This is a genomic window from Methylobacterium sp. WL103 (genome assembly GCF_008039885.1).
Lineage (GTDB): Bacteria > Pseudomonadota > Alphaproteobacteria > Rhizobiales > Beijerinckiaceae > Methylobacterium > Methylobacterium cerastii.
The window spans coordinates 1-1934 of the sequence record NZ_VRUX01000708.1 but is presented as its reverse complement, the minus strand read 5'-3'; the positions used below and the strand labels follow the sequence as shown (position 1 = coordinate 1934).

3 protein-coding genes are annotated in these 1934 nt (G+C 70.1%); 2 read left to right on the top strand and 1 reads right to left on the bottom strand.

The genetic code is table 11. The annotated features are described in order from the left end of the window. Positions 1 to 104: 104 nt before the first annotated feature. Positions 105 to 464, bottom strand: a complete 360-nt coding sequence (locus tag FV222_RS24500) for a SelT/SelW/SelH family protein (RefSeq protein ID WP_147815863.1) — start codon at positions 462 to 464, stop codon at positions 105 to 107. Between the two features lie 256 nt (positions 465 to 720). Here FV222_RS24500 and FV222_RS24495 point away from each other — a divergent pair, with 256 nt between their 5' ends. Both FV222_RS24495 and FV222_RS24490 read left to right on the top strand, forming a co-directional pair. Next, positions 721 to 1281 (top strand): LemA family protein, encoded by a 561-nt coding sequence (locus tag FV222_RS24495; protein WP_238272725.1) that lies wholly within the window; start codon positions 721 to 723, stop codon positions 1279 to 1281. 12 nt (positions 1282 to 1293) lie between these two features. After that, a partial coding sequence (locus FV222_RS24490) for a TPM domain-containing protein (RefSeq protein WP_147815862.1) occupies positions 1294 to 1934 on the top strand: 641 nt, incomplete at its 3' end.

The window sequence follows — 1934 nt, the reverse complement described above, 5'->3', positions numbered from 1 at the left end:
GGCCGCGGCGGACCGGCGCGGCGGGCAGCTCGCTCGGGCTCACCGGTGCATCCGCGATCTCGCCGGGCTCGGCGGCGGGGGCGTGGTCCTGAAGCATCGCGCCATCACGGGTCGGACTTCGGCGGGTCGGACTTGGTCGGATCCGATCGATACGGTTCCGGACGCGCCCGGTCGATATGGCCGAGGTCGCGCCCCGGATCGAGCCGGTCGCGCACCCGCTGCTTCAGGACCTTCACGTCGGGGAAGCCGCCGTCGCCGGTCCGCTCCCAGACGGTGTCGGCGCCCAAGGTGATCGAGAACGCCCCGCCGGTCGCCGGGATCAGCGCGACCTCGCCGAGGTCGTCGCGGAAGGTCGAGAGCAGTTCCTGCGCCATCCAGGCGGCCCGCAGGAGCCAGTTGCACTGGGTACAATAGGTGATGGCGACGCGCGGCTTGTCAGCCGCAGCATGGGGCGTGTCATCCATGGCGCGCACAGCGCACCGCGGGGGTGGCCTTGTCAACCTCGGGCACGGCCCGTGACGGCGGACCGGACGAGCGTTCCGGAAAGCCGGCGCGGCCCTTCTCTCGGCGGGTCCGAGCCCCTATCTCACGCGGACGTGAAGTACGGCCAAGCTGGGCCGGATACAGCTTCCAGGAGTGGTGGACATGTCGTCGAGTGCGGATTTCGCGACGCCGCGAACCAGCCCCCTCATCGCCCGGGTCGCCGGCGCGCTGATCGCGATGCTGTTCGCGACCTGCCTCTCGGGCTGCGGGGCGATCAACCGGGTGCCGACCCTGGAGGAGCAGGCGAAGTCCTCCTGGAGCGAGGTGCAGAACCAGTACCAGCGCCGCGCCGACCTGATCCCGAACCTCGTCGAGACGGTGAAGGGCTATGCCAAGCAGGAGCAGGACACCCTGACCAAGGTGACGGAGGCCCGCGCCAACGCGACCAGCGTCAAGGTCGACGCCTCGACGATCACCGACCCGGCCAAGTTCAAGCAGTTCCAAGACGCGCAGAACCAGCTCAGCGGCGCCCTCGGGCGCCTGCTCGCCACGGTCGAGGCCTACCCCGACCTGAAATCGAACCAGAACTTCCTGGCGCTGCAGTCGCAGCTCGAGGGCACCGAGAACCGCATCGCCGTGGCGCGGCGCGACTACATCGGCTCGGTCCAGGCCTACAACACCGAGATCCGCACCATCCCCGGTCGCTGGATCGCCTCGTGGTTCTATCCGGAATCGAAGCCGATGGAGACCTTCACGGCGACGCCGAACGCGGAGCGTGCGCCGAACGTGAAGTTCTAGGGCACCTCGCGCATGCCGCGCGGCGCGCGCCTCGCCTTCCCCCTCGTCCTCGCCCTCGCGGCCTGCGTCGGGCTGTGGGCGGCTGCGCTCGCCGCGGAGCTGAGCTTCCCCAAGCTGACCGGACGGGTCGTCGACGCCGCCGGCATCCTCACGCCGGAGCAGCGCGGGACGATCGAGTCCAAGCTGAAGGCTTACGAGGACAAGACCTCCGACCAGGTGGTGGTGGCAACGGTGCCGAACCTGCAGGGCACCACGATCGAGGATTACGGCAACCGCCTGTTCCGCGAGTGGAAGATCGGCCAGGCGAAGACCAACAACGGCGTCCTGCTGATCGTGGCGCCGGCCGAGCGCAAGGTCCGCATCGAGGTCGGCTACGGCGTCGAAGGCGCGCTCACCGACGCCCTGTCCCGCGTGATCGTCGCCAGCGCGATCACGCCGCGCTTCAAGGAGGGCGACTTCGCCGGCGGGATCACCGCCGGCGTCGACGGCATCCTCTCGATCCTCGCGGGCGACGCGGAGGTCTGGCAGCGCAAGCCGAAGGTCCGCGCCGACGAGGTCGACCCGACGCAGGTGGCGCTCTTCATCGGCCTGTTCCTCCTGGTCCTGTTCGTCGCGTGGCGCATGAACCGCGGCGGGGGCGGGCGCGGCGGGAG